This is a genomic window from Duganella sp. CT11-25 (genome assembly GCF_047302815.1).
Taxonomy (GTDB): Bacteria; Pseudomonadota; Gammaproteobacteria; order Burkholderiales; family Burkholderiaceae_D; genus Rugamonas.
On record NZ_JBKBFD010000001.1, the window covers coordinates 3,427,335 to 3,448,104 of the forward strand.

Here is a 20,770-nt window from a genome sequence, read left to right on the forward strand (position 1 = left end):
TTGATATTGAAGATGCCATCATGACCACGATCTCGAAGAACGACACGCTTTTCGCACGCGCCCAGAAAACCACGCCAGGCGGCGTCAACTCGCCGGTGCGCGCCTTCCGCTCGGTCGGCGGCACGCCACGCTTCATCACGCGCGCCGACGGTCCGTACTTCTGGGACGCGGACGACAAGCGCTATATCGACTACATCGGCTCATGGGGTCCGGCGATTGTCGGCCACGCGCATCCGGTGGTGGTCAAGGCGGTGCAGGACGCCGCCACGCGCGGCCTGTCGTTCGGCGCGCCGACCGAGGGCGAAGTGGAAATGGCGGAAGAAATCTGCCGCCTGGTGCCGTCGATCGAGCAGGTGCGCCTGGTCTCGTCGGGCACCGAAGCGACCATGAGCGCGCTGCGCCTGGCGCGCGGCGCCACCGGCCGCGACAAGATCGTCAAGTTCGAGGGCTGCTATCACGGCCACGCGGACTCGCTGCTGGTCAAGGCCGGCAGCGGCCTGCTCACCTTCGGCAATCCGACGTCGGCCGGCGTGCCGGAGGACTTCGTCAAGCACACGCTGGTGCTGGACTATAACGACGTGGCGCAGCTGGAGCGGGCGTTTGAAGAATTCGGCGGCGAGATCGCCTGCGTCATCGTCGAGCCGGTGGCCGGCAATATGAACCTGATCAAGGCCAGCGAAGCCTTCCTGAAGGCCATGCGCTCGCTGTGCAGCAAGCATGGCGCCATCTTGATCTTCGACGAAGTGATGTGCGGCTTCCGCGTGGCGCTGGGCGGCGCGCAGGAACTGTACGGCATCAAGCCGGACCTGACGGCGCTGGGCAAGGTGATCGGCGGCGGCCTGCCGGTGGCGGCCTTCGGCGGCAGCGCGGAACTGATGAGCAAGATGGCGCCGCTGGGCGCCGTCTACCAGGCCGGCACGCTGTCGGGCAATCCGGTCGCGGTGGCGGCGGGCATGACGACGCTGAAGATCATCCAGCAGCCGGGCTTCTACGACAGATTGAGCGCGACGGCCGCGCGCCTGGCCGCGGGCCTGACGGCGGCGGCCCGGGAAGCGGGCGTGGTCTTCTGCGCCGACTCGGTGGGTGGCATGTTCGGCCTGTACTTCAGCGAGACGCCGCCGAACAACTACGCGGAAATGATGGCGGGCGACCGCGCGCGCTTCAACGTCTTCTTCCACGCGATGCTGGACGAAGGCGTGTACTTCGCGCCGGCCGCGTTCGAAGCGGGCTTCGTCTCGGCGGCGCACGGCGACGAAGTGATCGACGCCACCATCGAAGCCGCCCGCCGCGCCTTCAAGACCCTGTAGAACGCCGGGGTCAGGCGTCGCCTTCCTCGTCCTCTTCGGAGAGTTGGATGACGCCGGTGTTGAAGTTGTATTCGAACAGGTCGCCGTAGCGGCCCCATTCGATCGCGACGCGCAGCGCGCGCTCGGCCTCTTCTTCGCTTAACGTGAAGCGCAGCAGCTTGAGGAACAGGTCCTCCGGCAAGTCGCCCGATTTGTCCTGCTGCAGCCCATGGCAGATGTAGGCGATCAGCGGCACATGCTCCAGCAGCTGCTTGCCGAACATCTCCTGCCGCTCGGTGTTGGTCGCGGCGACGTAGCGGCTTCCCAGTTCCGTCATCAGGATGTCGCCGTTGGTCAGCCAGGCAAAGCCCAGCAGCAGCAAGGCGTTCAGCACTTCCAGCAGCTCGGCGTCGGTCAGCTCCGTTTCTTCCGCCAGCTTCGGCAGGTCGGCGCGGCCGGAGAACGGCTCCTCGGCCAGCAACTCCAAAATACCTTCCATGTGCGCGATGCCGGCCTGCGGCAGGCGGTCGCCCAGCTGCAGCTTGACTTCCTTCTCGCTGATCAGGCCACGCCGCCCGGCGCCTGCCGTCATCAACTCGTAGACCTTGTCGATCAGCTGACGCACTTCCGGCCCCTCGGCCTTGCGCGGTTGCGGCAAGGAGATCGGCAACTCGGCGCGCACGCGGCCAGGATCGCTGGCGAAGATCAGCACCCGGTCGGCCATCATCACCGCTTCCTCGATGTTGTGCGAGACCACCAGGATCGCCTTGGTCGGGATCTGGCCCGACTGCCACAGCTCCAGGATCTCTTCGCGCAACCGTTCGCCGGTCAGCACGTCCAGCGCGGAAAACGCTTCGTCCATCAGCAGCACTTCCGGTTCCATCACCAGCGCGCGGGCGATGCCGACCCGCTGGCGCATGCCGCCCGACAGCTCGCGCGGCAGCGCGCCTTCGAAGCCCGACAGGCCGATCAGGTCGATCACCTTCTCGGCCCGGCGCGCGCGTTCGTCGGCCGGCATGCCCTGCGCTTCCAGCCCCAGTTCGACGTTCTTCTGCACCGTCAGCCACGGGAACAGGGCGAACGACTGGAACACCATGCGGATCCCGCGCGCCGTGCCGTACAAGGGCATGCCGCGATACAGCACCTGGCCGCTGTCGGCCTGGATCAGCCCCGCCATGATGCGCAGCATGGTCGACTTGCCGGAGCCCGATTGCCCCAGCAGCGCGACGATCTCGCCTTCGTTCAGCGTGAAGTCCACGCCTTCCAGCACCGAGCGCGCGGAGCCGTCGGCGCCGCGGAAGTGTTTGCCGACCGATTTCAATTCAACGATAGGAGTGCTCATGATTCTGTTCCTAGAAATGCAGCCGGCTTTCGGCCATGGTGTACAAACGGCGCCAGACGAAGTGGTTGAAGCCCATGACGAAGATGCACATCACGCCGATGCCCAGCGCGATGCGCGGGAAGTCGCCGGCCACGGTCATCTCCTGGATGTAGCTGCCGATGCCGTGCGCCTTCAGCGTGGTCGGCCCCCAGCTGACAAACTCCGCCACGATGGCGGCGTTCCACGAGCCGCCGGACGCGGTGATCGCGCCCGTCACGAAGCTGGGGAAGATGGCCGGCAGCAGGTAGCGGCGCCACTTCAGCCATCCGGTCAATCCAAAGTTCTTGGCGGCGTGACGCAGCTCGGTCGGGATCGTCGAGGCGCCGGCGATCACGTTGAACAGCAAATACCACTGGGTGCCGAGGATCATCAGCGGCGACAGCCAGATGTCCGGGTTCAGGTTGTAGCGCACGATCAGGATCACCGCCACCGGGAACACCAGGTTGGCCGGGAAGGCGGCCAGGAACTGCGCCACCGCCTGCGTGCGCGAAGACCAGCGCGGGTTCATGCCGATCCAGACGCCGATCGGCACCCATACCAGGGCGGCCAGCGCCAGCAGCACCACCACCCGTATCATCGTGTACAGGCCGAGAACCAGCACATGCCCCACTTCGCTCCACCCCACTTCGGTGCTGATGAAGTGCACCAGGCTCCATAAGGCGTAGAACACGACGGCGGCGATCACCGCGTCCCACACGCGCTGCGGCACCAGAGTCGGCTTGTCGCGCCGCGCGCGGATCGAGGTGCCGTCATGCCCGAGGCGGAACAGCGCGATGGAGCGCGACAGCATATTGCCGAACCATTCGACCAGCGCCTGCGTGCGCTCGGTGCGGCGCAGCCAGGTCAGCAGCCACGATTGCTGGGCGGTGTCGCTGCCGGTCTCCTCGAAGCGGAACTTGTCGGCCCAGGCCAGCAAGGGACGGAAGAACAGCTGGTCGTACATCAGCACCGCGACCAGCATGGCGCCGATGGCCCAGCCGATCGCGCCCATGTCGCTCCGCTCGATCGCCATCGCGATGTAGGAGCCGATGCCGGGCAGCTTGATGTTCTGGTTGGAGACCGAGATCGCCTCCGAGGCGACCACGAAGAACCAGCCGCCGGACATCGACATCATCATGTTCCACAACAGGCCGGGCATGGCGAACGGCAGTTCCAGCCGCCAGAAGCGCTGCCAGCCGGAGAGCTGGAACACGCTGGCCGCTTCCGACAATTCGGCCGGCACGGTGCGGAAGCCCTGGTAGGCGGAGAACGCCATGTTCCACGCTTGCGAGGTGAAGATGGCGAAGATCGCCGCGCATTCCACGCCCAGCAGGTTGCCGGGAAAGAGCGCGATGAACGCCGTCACCGTGATCGACAGGAAGCCGAGGATCGGGATCGATTGCAAAATATCGAGCAGCGGCACCAGCACTTTTTCAGCCATGCGGTACTTGGTCGTCAGCGCCGCGAACACGCAGCTGAAGATGACCGACAGGCCGAGCGCGATGAACATGCGCAGCGTGGTGCGCAACAGGTAGTAAGGCAGGTAGCTCGGGTCCAGCGACAGCGGCAGCGCCTGGCCCAGTTCATACGGGCGCGCCATCTGCTGGCTGCCGTAGGCCAGGAGCACGAACACCGCGAGCACGATGGGCAGCAGCGCCCAATCCCAGCGGTTGCCGCCGGCTTCGACCACCTGGCGGGGGAAAAATTGCCGTTTTTTGCTCATGATTTCTACTTTCTTCGGCTACAGCCCGCCATTTTAGTTGGATTTTGCTACCGAATTATTACGATCGTGAAAGTTCGTGAATATTGGAGGCTGTTATAAAGGGCATAATGGTGTGATTGATTTAGCCACATTAAGCAAGATGAAACTGATAGCAGAGAAAAGGTCCAAGACCGACAAATACGATGTCCTGCGCTTTGTGCGCAACAACGGCAGCTGCACCGACGCGGTGATGCCGCGCCAGGGCATTCTGCCGCATGACCTGGTGCATTATGTGGTGGAATCCGCGCTGCCGCTGCGGCACGGTTTCCTGAGCCTGCTGGCGCGCGGCGCCGATGCGCAATTCGTCATGGAGGCGGTGCACGACAAGGCCAACCTGGACGTCGAGACCGAGGCGGTGCAGGCGGAGGCGATCGTGGAAGGCTTGCAGGCCCAGTTATGGTCCGGCGCCTTCGACCAGGAAGCGTTCCTGGCGGGCGCCGCGTCGGCCTGCACGGCGCGCAACAAGCAACCGTTCGACTTCGCCGGCCTGGCGATCGACCTCAAGGCCGCGCTCTACGACCGCGCGCTGGCCCTGCACGAAAAATGGAGCGCCGCGCCCTACTACAGCACGCTCTCGCTGGAGTTCAGCCCGCAGCCCATATAAGCCGTCATTCCCGCGAACACGGGAACGACTCCGACCTACTTGAGCCAGCCGCGGTGGCGGAAGTACAGGAACGGCGCGATCGCGCTGGTGACCATCAGCACGATGGCGAACGGGTAGCCCAGCTCCCATTCCAGCTCCGGCAGCCACTTGAAGTTCATGCCGTAGATCGATGCGATCAGGGTCGGCGGCAGGAAGGCGACGCTGGCCACCGAGAAGATCTTGATGATCTTATTCTGGTTGATGTTGATGAAACCGACCGTGGCGTCCATCAGGAAGTTGATCTTGTCGAACAGGAAGGACGTGTGGCCGTCCAGCGATTCGATGTCGCGCAGAATCTGGCGCGCCTCCTCGAACTGCTCGGAATTCAGCAGCCGGCCGCGCATCAAAAAGCTGACCGCGCGCCGCGTATCCATCATGTTGCGGCGGATGCGGCCGTTCAAGTCTTCCTCGTGGGCGATGGCGTTCAGCGCCGAGGCCGCGTCCTGGTCGGTGAATTGTTCCTGCAGCACGCGGCCGCTGACTTCTTCCAGGTTCTGGTATATGCCTTCCAGCGCGTCCGCCGAATACTCGGCGTCGGTCGCGTACAGGTCCAGCAGCACGTCCATGTAGTCGGCGATCGAGCCCGGACGCGAACGGGCGCGCATGCGCACCAGGCGGAATACCGGCAAATCGTCGGTATGCACCGAGAACAGCATCTTGCGCGCCAGGATGAACGCCACCGTGACGATGCGCGACGGGCCGTCCTCTTCCTCCAGCAAAAAGTCGGTGCGCAGGTGCAGGTCGCCGTTTTCCGCTTCGTAGTAGCGGGCCGACGCTTCGATGTCCTTGACTTCGTCCTCGCCCGGCAGGGTCACGCCGTAGATGGCTTTGACCCAGGCGCGTTCGTCATCCGTCGGGTCGGTCAGGTCGACCCAGACCGGCTCGACCTGTTCCAGGTCCGCGCGCGTGTCGATAGGCACCTGGTTGAGCCGGCCATTCTGGAGAACGAAAACATTAATCATAGGAAGCGCGCCTTCTGGAAAACAGCGCAAGTGTACCCGCAAAGCCCCTGCCGAGGCCAGCCTGCCATGCGGTTTTTCAGCTTAGCGGGTGGCTTTTTCAATCATTTTGTCGGTTGCCGACTGTGGCGCGGACCCGGCGGGGTCCGGCTTGGGTGCTTTGGGGGCTTCGATGCCCTTGGTGTCGATGGCCTTGACCACCTGGCCGTCCTTGCAGTCGACGTCCGACAGCACGGTTTTGCCGTTGACGACGCACTTGCGCAGCACGCCGGCCGGCGCCGCCGGGACGATGGCGGCGGCGGCCGATGCGGCACCGGCGCCGGGGACCGGCTTGCCGGCCAGCTTGGCCAGCCCCTCGCTGAAGAAGTTGCGCTCATGGCGGGCCGACATCAAAAACGCCATCGCAATCGCCGCCAGCGAGGCCATGATGATGGCCACCTGGATCAAACCGATACCACGCTGCCGATGAAACATGCGCATCTCCTTAAGGTAGCTCCGCCGATCCCATGCGGCGCAGGATCACGCCGGTGCGCCGCGCCAGGTAGTTCGAATCGCGATGATTGTCGAAAAAGCGCGGATTCGGCAACATCACGGCCAGCTTGGCGGCCTGGGCCGCGCCCAGGTTGGCCGCGCTGACGCCGTAATAATGCCGCGCCGCCGCCTCGGCGCCGAAGGTGCCCTTGCCGAACTCCACCACGTTCAGGTAGATCTCGAAGATGCGCTCCTTGTCCATCAGGGTTTCCAGCATATAGGTGATGATCAGCTCCTGCCCCTTGCGCACATAGCTGCGCGAGCCGGACAGGAACAGATTCTTGGCCAGCTGCTGGGTGATGGTCGAGCCGCCCGACACCACTTTTTTCTTCTTGGCGTTCTTCTCGTAGGCCTTTTGCAGCGCCTCCCAGTCGACGCCCTCGTGCTCGGAGAAATTGGCGTCCTCGGAGGCGATGATGGCGCGCTTCAGGTTGTTCGAGATGCGGTTGTACGGCACCCACACCTGCTGGATATTCGCCTTGGGATTTTTCTCCTGCAGCGCCGACTGCTGCTCGCGCATGAAGCTGGTCATGGTCGGGTTGTGGTCGACCCACCACCAGATCTGCAGGAAGAAATACAGCTGCACCGCCAGGATCAGCAGCATCGGGACGATGAAGAGCCACTTCACCCAGCGCCATTTGCCGGCCGACTTGCTCATAGCTGCGCGCGCAGCTTCTGCAGCACCTCGGCGGTGGCCGGATGCACGCCGCGCCACAGGCCGAACGCTTCCGCCGCCTGTTCGACCAGCATGCCCAAACCATCGCGCAACTGTGCGCCGTGTTGTTCGGCAAACTGCAAAAATACAGTGGGGGCCGCTCCGTACATCATGTCCAAGGCAAGCGCGCCCGGCGCGAATACCGACGGCGGCACCGGCGGCACTTCCGCGCTCAGGCTGGCGGCGGTGGCGTTGACGACGATATCGAACGCGCCCTCGATCTGCGCAAAGCCGCAGGCAGAGACCACGCCCTCGCCGCCCAGCGCGGCAAACTGCTCGACCAGCGCCTCGGCCGTGGCCACGGTGCGGTTGGCGATCACCAGTTGCGCCGGACGGTGTTCCAGGATCGGCAGCAGCACGCCGCGCGCCGCGCCGCCCGCGCCCAGCAGCAGCACGCGCTTGCCGGCGATCGGCACGCCGGCATTGTCGACGATGTCCGCCACCAGGCCCGCGCCGTCGGTGTTGTCGCCGATGATGCCGTCTTCGGTGAAGTGCAGCGTATTGACCGCGCCCGCCGCGCGCGCGCGGATGGTCAGCGCCTGCGCCAGCTTGACCGCCTCCAGCTTGAACGGCACCGTCACGTTGGCGCCCTTGCCGCCCTCGGCGATGAAGCCGCGCACGGCGTCGGCGAAGCCGTCCAGCGGCGCCAGGCGGCGTTCGTATTGCAGGTCCTGCCCGGTCTGCGCCGCGAAGGCGGCATGGATCTCGGGCGATTTGCTGTGGGCGATCGGATTGCCGAATACGCAGTAGCGGTCCATGGGTTAACGTCCTCCGCCGCTTAAGTCGGCTTGTAATTTGTCGTCGCGGGTAAATTTAAAGGTGGTGACGATCACCCACAGATCGTCTTTTTCATTGGACAGCATATTCGGCGGGAACTTGCCGAACGGCGCCGAGCGCCGCACGATGTTCATCGCCGCCTCGTCCAGCGCGGCATTGCCCGAGCTGCGGTCCACCTTGATGCCGCCTTCTTTTTCGTAGATCGTGCCGTCCTGGAACACCGGGATCGACAGCACCAGCTGGCCATACAGCTTGCGGCCGTTGGCGTTCGGGAAGTTCAGCGTGCCGACATCCTCGATCTTTTTCTGTATGGTCTTGTAGTACATCGCGTAGCCGACCCCGCGCGTGCTCGGCGTGATGAAGGTCTTCTTCGGCCGCTTGTTCTGGTCGTCGATGGTTTCGCTGATCTCGGCGGCGCGGCGGGCGATGGCCTTGCTGGCGTCCAGCAGGTCGGCGCCGCTCGGCAGCGGATCGGGCCTGGATTTTTCCGTCACCGGCGCGGCGCTGAACGGGACCTGCCTGGCGGCCTGGGTCAGCAGGTTCTTTTGCTGCTCCTCCAGCTCGGCGATGCGGCGCTTGGCCGCCTTGATGCTGTCGCCGGTTTCCATCTTGCGCATGTCGGGCATGGGCGACTTGGAGCGGCCCTTGTCGACATTGCCGCCGCCGTCCAGGTTGGCCTGGGCCAGCGCGTCGGCCTTCAGCGGCGCTTTGCTGTGCTTGGCGTTCACCAGGATCACTTCCAGCCCGGGATCGGTGGCTTGCACGGGCGTCGGCTGCGGGGCCACGAAGTGCACCGCAAGCAAGGCGCCATGCGCCATCAGCGAGACGCCGGTGGCGAGATACAAGAACCGATTTTCTTTGAAAGACTTCACGCGAAGGCCGGGCTGAGAAAAGATTGGGCTGATTTTACGTCAAAGCGAGCGCGAGGCTGCGGGTTTTATTCCGCGGCCGGTTCCTCAGCCACGGTCTCTTCGACCGCTTCCGGCGCCGCATCGGCTTCGGCGCCGACATCGACCACTTCCTCGTCCTCATAGTCCAGCTCGGCATCGGCGGCCACCGCTTCGGAGGTCGGGATTTCCAGGATGCGCGCTTCGATGGTCAGGTCGACCTCGTCCCAGCGCAGGATATCCAGCTTGACCTGCGCGCCGCGCGCCACCGACGGCATGCCCGGCAGGCGGATGATCAGCGGAATGTCGACCAGGCGCAGCACTTCATCCTTGAGCACCACGGCCTCGACCTGGCGCCGGTCTTCCTGGCCCAGCCAGCGCAGGCACCAGTAGCGTTCCATATTGGCCTGGTGGTCGCCGTAGGCGGCATAGGCGGCGTCGAACTGCGACACGATGGCGAACAGCTCCGCGTCCTTCTGCTTGAAATGCGCGACCAGCGGCGCGGTCACGCCGTGCTCGGCGCAGGCCAGGATCTGCCACTGGTTGACCAGGTCGGTGTAGCGGCGCAGCGGCGAGGTGCTCCACGCATATTGATCCACGCCCAGGCCCTGGTGCGGCGCGGCATGGGTCACCATGCGCACCTGCATCTTGGCGGCCCAGCCGCCCACGCCCTGGCCCTGGCTGCGGTAGATGCCCGGCACGCCGTGGTCATGCATCAGCTTGCCCCAGGTGCTGTTGGCGAAGATCATCAGTTCGGCGACGATCTTGTCCAGCGGCGCGCCGCGCTTGCGGCGGCTGACCGTGACCACGTCGTCCTCGACGTAGAAGTTGAAGTCGACGCGGTTGTTCTGCTCGGGCTTCAGGCCGAAACCTTCGCGCTTGACCATGCGCGCCGCCTCCAGCACCTGCGCCCATTGCCAGATCAGGCCCAGCTCTTCCTTGTGCTTGTACTCGCCCTCGCCGCTGGCCAGGGTTTCCTCGTTGACCAGGTCGTCCAGGTCGTTGTGGCGCAGGTTGCTGGCGATCGGCACCATTTCGGCGCGCGTCTCGGTGGCCAGCACCGACCAGTCGGCCGGGTTCAAGGTGGCGTACAGCGACAGCGCCGGGCAGGTCTTGCCCTCGGCCAGCGTGAACGCTTCGACGATGGAATCCGGCAGCATGGTGATCTTGTCGCCCGGCATGTAGACGGTGGACATGCGCGCGCGCGCCATCTTGTCGACCGCGTCGTCCGGCTTGATGCCCAGGCCGGGCGCGGCGATGTGGATGCCGATCTTGACGTTGCCGTCGGCCAGCCTGGTGACCGAGAAGGCGTCGTCGATCTCGGTGGTGGTGACGTCGTCGATCGAGAACGCCCGCACGTCGGCCAGCGGCAGCCTGGTCGGCGTCGCCGGTACCGGCACGTCGGGGAAACCGGCGCCGCGCGGGAAGTTCTCGAACAGGAACTTGGCCATGTGCAGCGCTTTCGGCGAGGCGATGCCGCCCGCCGCCAGCATCAGGCGCTGCGGATTGGTGTGCAGTTCATTGCAGGCCGCTTCCAGCGCCTTGTACTCGATGGCATTCTTGTCCGGCTTGAACAGCAGCTGCATGACGATGTTCTGCATCGACGCCGGCAGCTTGTTGGCCTTCAGCTCTTCAACGTACTCGGCCTGCACCAGCGCCTGCTGTTTCTTTTTCTCGATGCCGGCCTGGGCGGCGCGCAGCGATTGCTCGGGCGCCGCCTTGTAGCGGCCGCGGCCCTTCTTGTAGAAGTAGATCGGCGACGAGTGCAGGCACAGGATCAGGCCGGCCGCTTCGGCCGGCAGCGGCGCGTGGCCGAAGTATTCCGCGCCCAGTTCGGCAAAGCCGAATTCCTCTTCGCCCGCGACTTCCCACAGGAATTCGAGGTCGATGTCGGCGGCGACGGCCTTGGCCTGCTCCATCAGATCCGACGGCGACGGCTTCTCGTACTGCAGCAGCACGTCCTTGATCTTGACCTTGGTGCGCTTGCCGCTGGCCATCTCAACCTGATAGGCCTCGCCCGCCTGCGACATCATGGTACCGACCTTGAAGTCGCCGGATTCTTCGAAAAATAGATTCATTGCTTGTTTGTGTTCGTTAATTTTAAATCCAGCACGGAAGGCAAAAACACTTCCGTCACCAGCAGGGTACCCTGACGGCGCCGATATAGACAGCGCCGTGCATATAATAAGAGTTCATTCGGGCCATCCAGCCCCAGCGCCTCGCGTGCGCGCCGCGCCAAAGGATGACCTTCGCGCAATCTTGCAAATTCCAAAACACCACGCCGCACTTGCGGGTCGCCAAACAAGGTGGTCCCCAGCGAGCGTTCGCCCAGCGCGCTAAACAGCGGCCAATCGGCCGCCGTGGCCGACATCGGCACCACCGTGTGCGCAAACACCACGGGCGTATTATCACACCTCAGCAGCACTTCCCTCTCCCAAACCCGCCCCGGGCGGTGCATGCCGACCGCCGCCGCCTCGTCCGTGAGGCAGCGCGCGGTGCGCTGGTGCAGGCATTGGACGCGGAAAGTGTCGCTGTGCGCCTTCAGTCTGGCGGTCAGCGAACCGCCGGCCGTCAGCCATGGGCGGTAGCCCGGCGGGGCGTTCAGCGCCAGTACGTGCGGCTGCCATTGCGCCTGTCGCAGCGAAGGCGTGCTCAACGCCCGGCCTCGACGCCGCAGAACGCCAGCACCGCCTCCAGATAGTCGGGGAACTCGGAAATCGCGTGGTCGCTGCCGTCGATCACCTGCTGGCGCGCGCCCGCATAGTGCGCCACCATGTCGCGATAGTCCAGTACTTCGTCGCCGGTGGCGGCGATCAGGAAGTAGCGTTCCGGCCTGGTGACCGGCTTGACGGCCAGCGCGCGCAGCTCTTCGATATATTCCCGCTTGAACTCGAACGGCTCGTCGGAGTGGTATTGCGTGGTCACGCCGATGTGCTGGTCCAGGTCCTTGAGCGGGACGATGGCCGGATTGAGCAACACGGCGCGGCAGCCGATGCGCTCGGCCAGCCAGGTCGCGTAGTAGCCGCCCAGCGAAGAGCCGACGATGCTCAACGCCTCGGCCGGCACGCCCTCTATTAAAGCGAGCGCCAGTTCCATCGCCGCTTTCGGCGAGGCCGGCAGTTGCGGGCAGATCAGTTGGTCGGCCAGGCCCAGCGCCGCCATGCGCTCGCCGACCAGGCGCGCTTTCATGGAGTGGGGCGAGGACCGGAATCCGTGCAGATAGAGGATCATCAGGCCAGCGCTTCCAGCAGCTTGTCGTGCACGCCGCCGAAGCCGCCGTTGCTCATCACAATGATATGGTCGCCCGGCTTGGCCGCCTTGACGATGGCGGCGACCAGCGCGTCGATGTCCTCATAGGCGCTGGCGACCTGGCCCAGCGGCGCCAGCGCGGCGCCCAGGCTCCAGCCCAGGGCCTGCTGGCTGCCGAAGCCGAATACCAGGTCGGCATCGACCAGGCTGCCCGGCAGCGCATCCTTCATCGCGCCCAGCTTCATGGTGTTGGAGCGCGGCTCCAGCACGGCCAGGATGCGGCTGTCCTTGCCCACCTTCTGGCGCAGGCCGCCGACCGTGGTGGCGATCGCGGTCGGGTGGTGGGCGAAATCGTCATACACCGTCATATCGTTGACGACGCCGCGCACTTCCATGCGGCGCTTGACGTTCTCGAACGTGGCCAGCGACTTGGCCGCCTGCGCCACCGGCACGCCGACGTGGCGGGCGGCGGCGATCGCGGCCAGCGCGTTGGCGCGGTTGTGCTTGCCGGTCAGCGACCAAGCGACATGGCCGGCCACCTCGCCGCCGAACAGCACGTCGAAGCTGCCGTCGTCGTATTCGTTCAGCGCCCAATCGGCGCCTACGCCGCGGCCGAAGCTTTCCTTCTCGCTCCAGCAGCCGCGCTTGAGCACGCGCTGCAGCGCCGCCTCGTCGGCGTTGAAGACCACGCGGCCGATGCCCGGCACGGTGCGCACCAGGTGGTGGAACTGGGTTTCGATCGCGCCCAGGTCGGGGAAGATGTCGGCGTGGTCGTATTCCAGGTTGTTCAGGATCGCGGTCTTGGCGTGGTAGTGCACGAACTTGCTGCGCTTGTCGAAGAAGGCGGTGTCGTACTCGTCCGCTTCGATCACGAAGAAGATCGAATCCTTGTCGCCTTCCAGCCGCGCCGAGACGCCGAAGTTCATCGGCACGCCGCCGATCAGGAAGCCGGGCGCGTAGCCGGCGTCTTCCAGGATCCAGGTCAGCATGGCCGAGGTGGTGGTCTTGCCGTGCGTGCCGGCCACGGCCAGCACCCATTTGTCTCTTAATATATGGTCGCCGATCCACTGCGGGCCGGACACGTAGGGCAGGCCGCGGTTCAGGATCTCCTCGATCAGCGGATTGCCGCGCGAAACCACGTTGCCGATCACATACAGGTCGGGATTGAGTGCGACCTGCTCCGGGCCGAAGCCCTGTATCAGTTCTATGCCCTGCGCCTCCAGCTGCGTGCTCATCGGTGGATAGACGTTGGCGTCGCAACCGGTGACGCGGTGGCCCGCTGCTTTTGCCAGGACGGCCAGGCCGCCCATGAAGGTGCCGCAAATACCGAGGATATGAATGTGCATGGTGTGTAACAGGACGAATGAATACGGGATTTTACCCGACCCGCCGCGCTTTTCCCGGTTCAGAGTATTATCTCGTCCATGACGCCGAATGTTATTGAAGAAGTCCTGCTGCTGCGTGCGGAGATCGCCGCGGCGGCCGCGCGCCTGATCGTGCAGGACGGCGCCGACTACAACACCGCCAAGCGCAAGGCCGCCAGGCAAATCCTCGGCGACACCCAGCCGCCGCTGAACCTGCTGCCGGACAACGCGCAGATCGAGGCGGAAGTGCGGATCTACCAGTCGCTGTTCCAGGCCGACACCCAGCCCGCCCGCCTGTTCCGGCTGCGCACGCTGGCGGTCGACATCATGGAAGGCCTGTCCGCCTTCCATCCCTACCTGACCGGCGCCGTATTGAATGGCACGGCCGGTCCGCACGACGATATCCACCTGCAGTTGTTTGCCGACAGCGCCAAGGAAGTGGAAATCTTCCTGCTGAACCGCAATTTGCAAATCGACATTTCCGAGACGCCGCACTTCAAGGGGCCGCGCCATGGCTCCGTCGAGACCGTCAGCTTCATGTGGCATAAAGAAGGCGTGCATGCCGCTTTATATGAGCTGGACGATCTGCGCGGCGCCGTCAAGACCCGCGGCGACGGCAAATTGCTGCGCGCCGATCTCGCCGCCGTGCGCGCCCTACTAGTTAACAGCACCCACGAAACCCCAACCTCCCCTCCACAGCCATGAACCAAAAACACCTGACCGCCTATGTTGTTGTCGCTTTGCTATTCGCCGCCACCGGCGCTTATGTCGGCTATAAGAAACAAGATATTCCACCCGTGACCACCACGGCGCCGGCCGGCGTGACCGGTCCGGTGGGCGAGCTGTATAAACAAACCCTGCCGGACGCAAAAGGGGCGGCGACCGCGCTGGCGCAGTACCAAGGCAAGGCTTTATTGGTCAATTTCTGGGCCCCGTGGTGCGGCCCATGCGTGCAGGAGATGCCGGAGCTGTCGGCGCTGGCCGCCGGAGAAGAAGGCAAGAAGCTGCAAGTTATCGGAATCGGTATCGATTCGCCAACAAATATCGCCGAATTTAGCAACAAATATAAGATCACCTACCCGGTGCTGGTGGCCGGTATGAGTGGCACCGACCTGTCGCGCCAGTTCGGCAATAGCGGCGGCGGCCTTCCCTACACGGTCCTGATCGGCGCCGACGGCCAGGTCAAAAAGACCTATCTGGGCAAGCTGAAGTTTGACGAGCTGCGCAAGGACCTGGCCACGCTGTAAGCAGATTCATAAGTTTTTTTCTCTTGCCAATGCCCGCAGTTGGCGGCAAAATGCGGAACTTTCGCGGAAAACGGTCCTGAACCCATGGCAAAAAACCTCCTGTTACTCAACGGCCCCAACCTGAATTTGCTGGGAAGCCGTGAGCCTGAGGTCTACGGCGCTAGCACTTTGGCCGACATCGAACAGGCGGCCCAGGCGCAAGCCCAGGCCGCCGGCGCGAGCTTGTCTTGTTTTCAGAGCAACCACGAAGGGGCGCTGATCGACCGCATCCATGCCGCCAGAACGGAAGGCGTGGACGCCATCGTCATCAATCCGGGCGGCCTGACCCATACCAGCGTGGCCTTGCGCGACGCCTTGGCGGGGGTGGCGATTCCGTTTGTGGAAGTGCATATTTCGAATATTTACCAGCGCGAATCATTTCGCCACCACTCTTTCCTTAGCGCGATCGCAATAGGAACGATCTGCGGACTGGGTATCGAAGGATATCGGTTTGCCATCGACTTCGCCCTTAAAAGGCGTTAATCTACGCGATCTGCGCTTATTTTAAGCTCGGTTCCGCCCACAAGGCGCCACCGCTCACACTCATAACAAGATATTCCTGGGGGTTACATGGATCTACGCAAGCTGAAGACCTTGATTGATTTGGTCGCAGAATCGGACATCGCCGAACTCGAAGTGACCGAAGGCGAGAGCAAAGTACGCATCGTCAAGTCGTCCGCCATGCCGCAAAACCAAATGGTGATGATGCAGCCGCAAGGCATGCCGCAATACCATGCCGCCCCGGCCCCAGCCGCCGCTCCCGCAGCCGCCGCGCCGATCGCCGCCGTCGCCGCCGAGCCGACCGGCCACATCGTGAAGTCGCCGATGGTCGGTACCTTCTACCGTTCGTCCGCGCCAGGCTCCCCTGCCTATGTCGAAGTGGGCGCCACCGTCAAGGAAGGCGACACCCTGTGCATCATCGAAGCGATGAAGCTGCTGAACGAAATCGACGCCGACAAATCCGGCACGATCACCCAGATCCTGGTTGAAAACGGCCAACCGGTCGAGTTCGGCCAACCGCTGTTTGTGATAGGCTAAGACCGGCTCGCGCCCTCCCCATCGGTGACGGGCGCGCCGGCTTGGTCCGCATTCCCTCCTCTACCTGACGTTGCCGGTCCGCCGGCGCTCACAGACATACGCGAACCTATCATGTTTGAAAAAATCCTCATTGCCAACCGTGGCGAAATTGCCCTCCGTATTCAGCGCGCTTGCCGCGAGATGGGTATCAAGACGGTCGTGGTCCACTCGGAAGCGGACAAAGACGCCAAATACGTGAAGTTGGCGGATGAATCGGTGTGTATCGGTCCAGCGCCGTCGACGCTCAGCTATCTGAACATGCCGGCCATCATCAGCGCGGCCGAAGTGACCGACGCCGAAGCGATCCACCCCGGCTACGGCTTCCTGTCGGAAAACGCCGACTTCGCCGAGCGCGTGGAAAAATCCGGCTTCGTCTTCATCGGCCCCCGTTCGGAATCGATCCGCCTGATGGGCGACAAAGTATCGGCCAAGCAGACCATGATCAAGGCCGGCGTGCCGTGCGTGCCGGGTTCGGACGGCGCGTTGCCGGACGATCCAAAGGCGATCGTGCAAATTGCGCGCAAGGTCGGCTACCCGGTCATCATCAAGGCGGCCGGCGGCGGCGGCGGTCGCGGCATGCGCGTGGTGCATACCGAAGCGGCGCTGATCAATGCCGTGGCCATGACCAAGACCGAAGCGGGCACCGCTTTCGGCAATCCGGAAGTCTATATGGAGAAGTATCTGGAAAATCCGCGTCACGTGGAAATCCAGATCCTGGCCGACGAACACAAAAACGCCGTCTGGCTGGGCGAACGCGACTGCTCGATGCAGCGCCGCCACCAGAAGGTCATCGAAGAGGCGCCGGCGCCCGGCATCCCGCGCAAACTGATCGAGAAAATCGGCGACCGTTGCGCCGAAGCCTGCCGCAAGATCGGCTACCGCGGCGCCGGCACCTTCGAGTTCCTGTATGAGAACGGCGAGTTCTACTTCATCGAGATGAACACCCGCGTGCAGGTCGAACACCCGGTCACCGAAATGATCACCGGCATCGACATCGTGCAGGAACAGATCCGCATCGCCGCCGGCGAGAAGCTGCGCTTCCGCCAGCGCGACGTGATGTTGTCCGGTCACGCGATCGAGTGCCGCATCAACGCCGAGGACGCGTTCAAGTTCACGCCGTCGCCGGGCCGCATCACCTCCTGGCACGTGCCGGGCGGCCCGGGCGTGCGCGTCGACTCGCATGCCTACGCAGGTTATTATGTACCGCCGCACTACGATTCGATGATCGGCAAGGTGATCTCCTACGGCGCCACCCGCGAGCAGGCGATCCGCCGCATGCAGATCGCGCTGTCGGAAATGGTCGTCGAAGGCATCTCGACCAACATCCCGCTGCACCGCGAGCTGATGGTCGACGCCCGTTTCATCGAAGGCGGCACCAACATCCACTACCTGGAGCAGAAGCTGGCCGACATGCCGGAACTGCACAAACTTAGCTTGAGCAACAAGGCGCCACAATAATGAGCTGGACTGAAATCGTCATCGAAATCGCGCGCGAGCACGCGGAAGCACTGTCGGAAGCGCTGATGGACGTGGGCGCGCTGTCGGTGTCCGTGGAAGACGCGGACGAAGGCACGGACGCGGAAAAACCGCTGTTCGGCGAGCCGGGCATGGAACCGACCGAAGCGGCGTGGGATCACAGCCGCGTGGTCGCCCTGACCAACGAAGATGACGACCAGGCCGTGATCGTGGCAGCGGCAGCGGGGCAAGTCGGCCTGGCATCGCTGCCGAAGTTCACCACCCGCAAGGTGGAGGAGCAGGACTGGGTGCGCCTGACGCAGTCGCAGTTCGCGCCTATTCATATCGGCAAGAACATCTGGGTCGTGCCGAGCTGGCATGAAGCGCCGAATCCCGACGCCCTGATCCTGGAGCTGGACCCTGGCCTGGCCTTCGGCACCGGCAGCCATCCGACCACCCGTCTGTGCATGGAGTGGCTGGAAGCGAATCCGGCGCCGGGCAAGACCGTGCTGGACTACGGCTGCGGTTCCGGCATTCTGGCGATGGTCGCCAAGAAGGTCGGCGCGGGCGAAGTGGCCGGCGTCGACATCGATCCGCAAGCGATCGAATCGGCGGCCGACAACGCCCAGCGCAACCACTGCGAGATCGCGTTCTTCCTGCCGGATACCTTCGCCGAGTCGAAGCATGCGACGCAGAAGTTCGACATCGTGGTCGCCAACATCCTGTCCAGCCCGCTGAAGCTGATGGCGCCAATGCTGTCCGGCCGCGTGGCCGAAGGCGGCGCGCTGATCCTGTCCGGCGTGCTGGCGCGCCAGGCGGAAGAAGTGGCCGCGGCCTACGCGCCGTTCATCAAGCTGGGCGTATGGGCTGAGCAAGAAGGCTGGGTGGCGCTGCACGGCCGCCTCGGCAGCGACACGGCTCCGGCGGCACGCTAACCACGGCAATGGCGCTCGCCACTAAATGCCCCCACTGCAACACGACATTTCGGGTCGCTCATGACCAGCTGAAATTACGTGGGGGCATAGTGCGCTGTGGCTCCTGTAATGAAGTCTTCGACGGCAATGCGGCCCTGCTGGAGCCGATCGCCAAATCCCAGCCGGCACCGCAGCCGGCGACTCCCCTGCCCGACACCACGCCCTTCGACGAGAAGATGGCCGCGCTGGACACCCGCGCCGCCGAAGTGCTGGGCAATGAAGCTATCTATACGCTGGAACTCGACACCGCGCTGGATGCCGCCGAAGCGGCGCCGCCCGCGGATGATATCGCGCTCGACATCGCGCCGGAGCCGGAACCAGAACTGACGCCCGAACCTGCGGTCGAGCCGGATCCGGCGCCGTTTGCGCTGCCAGCCGAACCCGCCATCCTGCCGGCCACAGCCGAAGCGCCGCTGGATCTCGACCTGGACGTCGAACCTGAACCGGAGCCAGAGCCGATCGTGGAGCCTGAGCCGGCCGCCGAATCCGAACCGCGGCCCGAGGACGAGCCGCCTTTCGAGGACGCGCTCAGCGTCGAGGCGCTGTCCGACGACGAACTGGAAGCCGCGCTGGCAGCGGAACTGGCCGTCATGGAGCAGTCCATCGTGCCGGAACGCGAGCCGGAGACCGTCGACGAACCATCGCCCGACTTCTTCGCGGAAATGCTGGCCGCCGGCGACCGCCGCGAGCCGACGTGGGACGAGCCGGCGGCCGACGACGCCGTCGCCGAGTCCGTCACCGAATCCGCCGCAGAGCCGCAAGCGGCGCGCCCGCCGCGTGCGGACGAGCTCGACGATGTCGACGAGGAAGCGCTGGTCCAGCTCTCCTCCGCCGGCCTGGCCGAAGCACAGACTGCCCGCGCCCATGCTCATCTGCATGCCGCAGTGGAAGCGGCAGCGCCCGAAGAAGAAACCGAACCGGATGCCGACGAACCCGGCTTCGTCAAGCGCGACCGCCGCCGCCAGAAGTTCGGCAAGGCCGCGACCATCGCCATGAGCCTGGGCTCGCTGCTGCTGGTCGGCGCGCTGGCCGCGCAAGGCCTGACCACCTTCCGCAACCAGATCGCCGCCGCCATGCCGCCGCTGAAGCCGGCGCTGCTGGCCGCCTGCAACGCGCTCGGCTGCAAGATCGAACTGCCGGCCCAGATCGACGACCTCACCATCGAACAGGGCGAGCTGCAGACCCTGAGCGAGACCACCTTCTCCTTCACCACGCTGCTGCGCAACCAGGGTGCGACCGCGCAAGCCTGGCCGCACATCGAACTGGTGCTGGACGACGCCGCCGACAAGCGCATCCTGCGCCGCGTGTTCGCGCCGCGCGACTACCTCGGCGCCGATGCCGCACCGGACAAAGGCTTCGCACCGCACACCGAACAATCTGTCAAACTGTACTTCGAATTGAGCGAGCTGAAAGCATCCGGCTATCACATCGCAGTCTTCTATCCATAAAGAACTATCATGACCAAAACCTCTTTGATTTGCGGTTCGATCGCGATCGACACCATCCTGCAATTCCCCGGCCGCTTCGACAGCGTCCTGCTGGCCGACCAACTGCATAAAGTCAACGTCTCGTTCCTGGCGCCGACCATGCGCACCGAGTTCGGCGGCTGCGCGCCCAACATCGCCTACAACCTCAAGCTGCTGGGCGGCGACCCGCGCATCGTCGGCGTCATGGGCCAGGACAACGCCGCCTACATGGAGCGCTTCCGCAAGCTGGGCCTGGCGACCGACAACATCCTGGTCAAGCAGGATGCCTACAACGCGCAGTGCTTCGTCACCGCCGACGAAGACAACAACCAGATCAACGCCTTCCACCCGGGCGCGATGTCGTATGCGCACGAGAACGAGGTCGCCAAGGCCGGTCCTGCCGCGCTCGCCATCATCTCGCCGGACGGCCACCTGGGCATGCAGAAGCACGCCGCCGACCTGGCCAAGCTGCAGATCCCGTTCATCTTCGATCCGGGCCAGCAGCTGCCGATGTTCAACGGCAAAGAACTGATTGAGTTCATCGACAAGGCCACCTACGTCACCACCAACGACTACGAAATCGAACTGCTGATGGACCGTACCGGCCTGACCGTGCCGGACATCGCCAGCCGCCTGGAAGCGCTGATCATCACGCGCGGCGAGCAGGGTTCGGAGATCTACACCGGCGGCCAGCGCATCGAGATCCCGGCGGTGCCGGTGGCCGAGGCGATCGATCCGACCGGCTGCGGCGACGCCTACCGCGCCGGCCTGCTGTTCGGCATCACCAACGGCTGGAAATGGGAAACCACCGGCCGCCTGGCCAGCCTGCTGGGCGCGATCAAGATCGCCAGCAAGGGCGCGCAGAACCACAAGCCGACCGCCGCCGAGATCGCGGACAAGTTCGAAGCCGCCTTCGGCTACCGCTACTAAGCAGCAGTAAAAAAGCCCCGTCGGCACCGAACGCGATCTTGAGCGCTTT

The 20,770-nt window shown here is 64.4% G+C and carries 21 protein-coding genes; 10 read left to right on the forward strand and 11 right to left on the reverse strand.

The features are described from left to right. Nucleotides 1–20: 20 nt before the first annotated feature. The gene (gene hemL / locus ACEN9F_RS14710) at nucleotides 21–1,307 is read left to right on the forward strand and encodes a glutamate-1-semialdehyde 2,1-aminomutase (protein ID WP_413420764.1); all 1,287 of its coding nucleotides are present in this window, start codon (nucleotides 21–23) and stop codon (nucleotides 1,305–1,307) included. A gap of 10 nt (nucleotides 1,308–1,317) precedes the next feature. On the opposite strand, the gene ACEN9F_RS14715 is transcribed toward hemL, so the two are convergent. Together ACEN9F_RS14715 and ACEN9F_RS14720 are read right to left on the reverse strand one after the other, a co-directional pair. Further along, nucleotides 1,318–2,628, reverse strand: coding sequence for a nitrate/sulfonate/bicarbonate ABC transporter ATP-binding protein (locus ACEN9F_RS14715; RefSeq protein ID WP_413420765.1), 1,311 nt, complete (start codon nucleotides 2,626–2,628; stop codon nucleotides 1,318–1,320). Nucleotides 2,629–2,638: 10 nt separating this feature from the next. After that, complete coding sequence (locus ACEN9F_RS14720; RefSeq protein ID WP_413420766.1) at nucleotides 2,639–4,369, reverse strand: ABC transporter permease; 1,731 nt, start codon at nucleotides 4,367–4,369, stop codon at nucleotides 2,639–2,641. Between the two features lie 139 nt (nucleotides 4,370–4,508). Between ACEN9F_RS14720 and ACEN9F_RS14725 the strand changes: the two genes are divergently transcribed. Further along, the gene (locus ACEN9F_RS14725) at nucleotides 4,509–5,012 is read left to right on the forward strand and encodes a hypothetical protein (RefSeq protein WP_413420767.1); all 504 of its coding nucleotides are present in this window, start codon (nucleotides 4,509–4,511) and stop codon (nucleotides 5,010–5,012) included. Nucleotides 5,013–5,047: 35 nt separating this feature from the next. Here the strand turns inward: ACEN9F_RS14725 and corA are convergent, their stop codons facing one another. The 9 genes from corA to mpl all read right to left on the reverse strand — a co-directional run bounded on the left by corA (nucleotide 5,048) and on the right by mpl (nucleotide 13,515). Continuing rightward, nucleotides 5,048–6,013, reverse strand: a complete 966-nt coding sequence (gene corA, locus ACEN9F_RS14730; RefSeq protein ID WP_413420768.1) for a magnesium/cobalt transporter CorA — start codon at nucleotides 6,011–6,013, stop codon at nucleotides 5,048–5,050. An 81-nt stretch (nucleotides 6,014–6,094) separates the two neighbouring features. Continuing rightward, entirely contained in the window at nucleotides 6,095–6,484 is a 390-nt protein-coding gene (locus tag ACEN9F_RS14735) for a DUF4124 domain-containing protein (protein ID WP_413420769.1), read from the reverse strand. A 10-nt stretch (nucleotides 6,485–6,494) separates the two neighbouring features. Continuing rightward, nucleotides 6,495–7,199, reverse strand: coding sequence for a monofunctional biosynthetic peptidoglycan transglycosylase (gene mtgA / locus ACEN9F_RS14740; protein ID WP_413420770.1), 705 nt, complete (start codon nucleotides 7,197–7,199; stop codon nucleotides 6,495–6,497). Beyond that, the gene (gene aroE / locus ACEN9F_RS14745; protein ID WP_413420771.1) at nucleotides 7,196–8,014 is read right to left on the reverse strand and encodes a shikimate dehydrogenase; all 819 of its coding nucleotides are present in this window, start codon (nucleotides 8,012–8,014) and stop codon (nucleotides 7,196–7,198) included. Before aroE ends, mtgA begins: the two co-directional genes overlap by 4 nt. A gap of 3 nt (nucleotides 8,015–8,017) precedes the next feature. Next, nucleotides 8,018–8,851, reverse strand: coding sequence for a TonB family protein (locus tag ACEN9F_RS14750; protein ID WP_413427065.1), 834 nt, complete (start codon nucleotides 8,849–8,851; stop codon nucleotides 8,018–8,020). A 119-nt stretch (nucleotides 8,852–8,970) separates the two neighbouring features. After that, the gene (locus ACEN9F_RS14755) at nucleotides 8,971–10,998 is read right to left on the reverse strand and encodes a ribonuclease catalytic domain-containing protein (protein WP_413420772.1); all 2,028 of its coding nucleotides are present in this window, start codon (nucleotides 10,996–10,998) and stop codon (nucleotides 8,971–8,973) included. Continuing rightward, nucleotides 10,995–11,576 carry a chorismate--pyruvate lyase family protein gene (locus tag ACEN9F_RS14760; protein WP_413420773.1) on the reverse strand — a complete coding sequence of 194 codons (582 nt, stop codon included), beginning with the start codon at nucleotides 11,574–11,576 and terminating at the stop codon, nucleotides 10,995–10,997. Before ACEN9F_RS14760 ends, ACEN9F_RS14755 begins: the two co-directional genes overlap by 4 nt. After that, nucleotides 11,573–12,151, reverse strand: coding sequence for a YqiA/YcfP family alpha/beta fold hydrolase (locus tag ACEN9F_RS14765; protein ID WP_413420774.1), 579 nt, complete (start codon nucleotides 12,149–12,151; stop codon nucleotides 11,573–11,575). The genes ACEN9F_RS14760 and ACEN9F_RS14765 overlap by 4 nt, the downstream gene beginning before the upstream one ends. Beyond that, nucleotides 12,151–13,515 (reverse strand): UDP-N-acetylmuramate:L-alanyl-gamma-D-glutamyl-meso-diaminopimelate ligase, encoded by a 1,365-nt coding sequence (gene mpl / locus ACEN9F_RS14770; RefSeq protein WP_413420775.1) that lies wholly within the window; start codon nucleotides 13,513–13,515, stop codon nucleotides 12,151–12,153. The genes ACEN9F_RS14765 and mpl overlap by 1 nt, the downstream gene beginning before the upstream one ends. A gap of 78 nt (nucleotides 13,516–13,593) precedes the next feature. Here mpl and ACEN9F_RS14775 point away from each other — a divergent pair, with 78 nt between their 5' ends. From ACEN9F_RS14775 to ACEN9F_RS14810, 8 genes are all read left to right on the forward strand, one after another. Next, nucleotides 13,594–14,238 (forward strand): hypothetical protein, encoded by a 645-nt coding sequence (locus tag ACEN9F_RS14775; protein WP_413420776.1) that lies wholly within the window; start codon nucleotides 13,594–13,596, stop codon nucleotides 14,236–14,238. Further along, nucleotides 14,235–14,780 (forward strand): TlpA family protein disulfide reductase, encoded by a 546-nt coding sequence (locus tag ACEN9F_RS14780; protein WP_413420777.1) that lies wholly within the window; start codon nucleotides 14,235–14,237, stop codon nucleotides 14,778–14,780. Before ACEN9F_RS14775 ends, ACEN9F_RS14780 begins: the two co-directional genes overlap by 4 nt. 84 nt (nucleotides 14,781–14,864) lie before the next feature. Beyond that, complete coding sequence (gene aroQ / locus ACEN9F_RS14785; protein WP_413420778.1) at nucleotides 14,865–15,302, forward strand: type II 3-dehydroquinate dehydratase; 438 nt, start codon at nucleotides 14,865–14,867, stop codon at nucleotides 15,300–15,302. An 87-nt stretch (nucleotides 15,303–15,389) separates the two neighbouring features. Further along, complete coding sequence (accB, locus tag ACEN9F_RS14790; RefSeq protein ID WP_413420779.1) at nucleotides 15,390–15,857, forward strand: acetyl-CoA carboxylase biotin carboxyl carrier protein; 468 nt, start codon at nucleotides 15,390–15,392, stop codon at nucleotides 15,855–15,857. A 111-nt stretch (nucleotides 15,858–15,968) separates the two neighbouring features. Further along, a complete protein-coding gene (gene accC, locus ACEN9F_RS14795) occupies nucleotides 15,969–17,354 on the forward strand; it encodes an acetyl-CoA carboxylase biotin carboxylase subunit (protein WP_413420780.1) in 1,386 nt (461 codons plus the stop codon). Next, nucleotides 17,354–18,286, forward strand: a complete 933-nt coding sequence (prmA, locus tag ACEN9F_RS14800; protein WP_413420781.1) for a 50S ribosomal protein L11 methyltransferase — start codon at nucleotides 17,354–17,356, stop codon at nucleotides 18,284–18,286. Before accC ends, prmA begins: the two co-directional genes overlap by 1 nt. Before the next feature lie 8 nt (nucleotides 18,287–18,294). Beyond that, nucleotides 18,295–19,773 carry a DUF3426 domain-containing protein gene (locus ACEN9F_RS14805; protein WP_413420782.1) on the forward strand — a complete coding sequence of 493 codons (1,479 nt, stop codon included), beginning with the start codon at nucleotides 18,295–18,297 and terminating at the stop codon, nucleotides 19,771–19,773. Between the two features lie 9 nt (nucleotides 19,774–19,782). Beyond that, nucleotides 19,783–20,721, forward strand: coding sequence for a carbohydrate kinase family protein (locus ACEN9F_RS14810; protein ID WP_413420783.1), 939 nt, complete (start codon nucleotides 19,783–19,785; stop codon nucleotides 20,719–20,721). Nucleotides 20,722–20,770: the final 49 nt, after the last annotated feature.

What these genes read in the sequence shown, in the direction of transcription:
- ACEN9F_RS14755 (WP_413420772.1), bottom strand. Translation starts at nt 10,998, where the DNA reads ATGAATCTATTTTTCGAAGAATCCGGCGACTTCAAGGTCGGTACCATG.
- ACEN9F_RS14720 (WP_413420766.1), bottom strand. Translation starts at nt 4,369, where the DNA reads ATGAGCAAAAAACGGCAATTTTTCCCCCGCCAGGTGGTCGAAGCCGGC.
- ACEN9F_RS14725 (WP_413420767.1), top strand. Translation starts at nt 4,509, where the DNA reads ATGAAACTGATAGCAGAGAAAAGGTCCAAGACCGACAAATACGATGTC.
- ACEN9F_RS14765 (WP_413420774.1), bottom strand. Translation starts at nt 12,151, where the DNA reads ATGATCCTCTATCTGCACGGATTCCGGTCCTCGCCCCACTCCATGAAA.
- prmA (WP_413420781.1), top strand. Translation starts at nt 17,354, where the DNA reads ATGAGCTGGACTGAAATCGTCATCGAAATCGCGCGCGAGCACGCGGAA.
- ACEN9F_RS14715 (WP_413420765.1), bottom strand. Translation starts at nt 2,628, where the DNA reads ATGAGCACTCCTATCGTTGAATTGAAATCGGTCGGCAAACACTTCCGC.
- aroE (WP_413420771.1), bottom strand. Translation starts at nt 8,014, where the DNA reads ATGGACCGCTACTGCGTATTCGGCAATCCGATCGCCCACAGCAAATCG.
- hemL (WP_413420764.1), top strand. Translation starts at nt 21, where the DNA reads ATGACCACGATCTCGAAGAACGACACGCTTTTCGCACGCGCCCAGAAA.
- ACEN9F_RS14775 (WP_413420776.1), top strand. Translation starts at nt 13,594, where the DNA reads ATGACGCCGAATGTTATTGAAGAAGTCCTGCTGCTGCGTGCGGAGATC.
- mpl (WP_413420775.1), bottom strand. Translation starts at nt 13,515, where the DNA reads ATGCACATTCATATCCTCGGTATTTGCGGCACCTTCATGGGCGGCCTG.
- mtgA (WP_413420770.1), bottom strand. Translation starts at nt 7,199, where the DNA reads ATGAGCAAGTCGGCCGGCAAATGGCGCTGGGTGAAGTGGCTCTTCATC.
- aroQ (WP_413420778.1), top strand. Translation starts at nt 14,865, where the DNA reads ATGGCAAAAAACCTCCTGTTACTCAACGGCCCCAACCTGAATTTGCTG.
- ACEN9F_RS14805 (WP_413420782.1), top strand. Translation starts at nt 18,295, where the DNA reads ATGGCGCTCGCCACTAAATGCCCCCACTGCAACACGACATTTCGGGTC.
- accB (WP_413420779.1), top strand. Translation starts at nt 15,390, where the DNA reads ATGGATCTACGCAAGCTGAAGACCTTGATTGATTTGGTCGCAGAATCG.
- ACEN9F_RS14810 (WP_413420783.1), top strand. Translation starts at nt 19,783, where the DNA reads ATGACCAAAACCTCTTTGATTTGCGGTTCGATCGCGATCGACACCATC.
- ACEN9F_RS14750 (WP_413427065.1), bottom strand. Translation starts at nt 8,851, where the DNA reads ATGGCGCATGGCGCCTTGCTTGCGGTGCACTTCGTGGCCCCGCAGCCG.
- ACEN9F_RS14735 (WP_413420769.1), bottom strand. Translation starts at nt 6,484, where the DNA reads ATGTTTCATCGGCAGCGTGGTATCGGTTTGATCCAGGTGGCCATCATC.
- accC (WP_413420780.1), top strand. Translation starts at nt 15,969, where the DNA reads ATGTTTGAAAAAATCCTCATTGCCAACCGTGGCGAAATTGCCCTCCGT.
- corA (WP_413420768.1), bottom strand. Translation starts at nt 6,013, where the DNA reads ATGATTAATGTTTTCGTTCTCCAGAATGGCCGGCTCAACCAGGTGCCT.
- ACEN9F_RS14780 (WP_413420777.1), top strand. Translation starts at nt 14,235, where the DNA reads ATGAACCAAAAACACCTGACCGCCTATGTTGTTGTCGCTTTGCTATTC.